Origin of the sequence: Stenotrophomonas maltophilia group sp. RNC7, from assembly GCF_030910085.1 — a bacterium.
Taxonomy (GTDB): domain Bacteria; phylum Pseudomonadota; class Gammaproteobacteria; order Xanthomonadales; family Xanthomonadaceae; genus Stenotrophomonas; species Stenotrophomonas sepilia.
The window spans coordinates 1-555 of the sequence record NZ_JAVFVN010000927.1 but is presented as its reverse complement, the minus strand read 5'-3'; the positions used below and the strand labels follow the sequence as shown (position 1 = coordinate 555).

At 41.8% G+C, this 555-nt stretch carries 1 protein-coding gene; it reads left to right on the top strand.

Annotated features, from left to right (window positions below):
• A partial coding sequence (locus RCF13_RS23635) for a hypothetical protein (RefSeq protein WP_308141599.1) occupies positions 1-555 on the top strand: 555 nt, incomplete at both ends.

Below are 555 nucleotides of genomic sequence, written 5' to 3'. Positions count from 1 at the left end.
CGATGCCTTAGGAAATACAACTAGATACGAATACGATCAAAACGGAAATCTAAAGAAGGAAGTGGATGCTCGATATATTAGCACTGCTATTGCCTCCGCTCCAGGTCTAGAGTATGAGTACGATGAACTGAATCGCCTCATAAAGATTATGGTCTTCGACGGTACAGCTAGAGACGTCATCTCCTACAGAGTCTACGACGGCAGAGGAAACCTGATTAAAGAAGTCGATGGTGAAGGATACCGTGCCAATGACCCAGATCAATCCATCGGGCAAGTATACCAATACGATGTGCTGGATCGAGTGGTTCAATATACTTCTGCACAAGCCTTTGCTGACAACCAGAAAAACGGAACATCTTTATTTACAAAGAGATATGAATACGATGGTGTGGGAAATATTATTAAAGAAGAGGATGGTCTAGGAAACATTACTGCAAGCACGTACTATCTCAATGGCTTGTTAAAGGATAGAATCGGTCCCGATGGCAATAAAGAAACCATGAGCTACGACTTAACAGGAAAAATGTATATTGCGCAAACAGATCGAGGAAATAA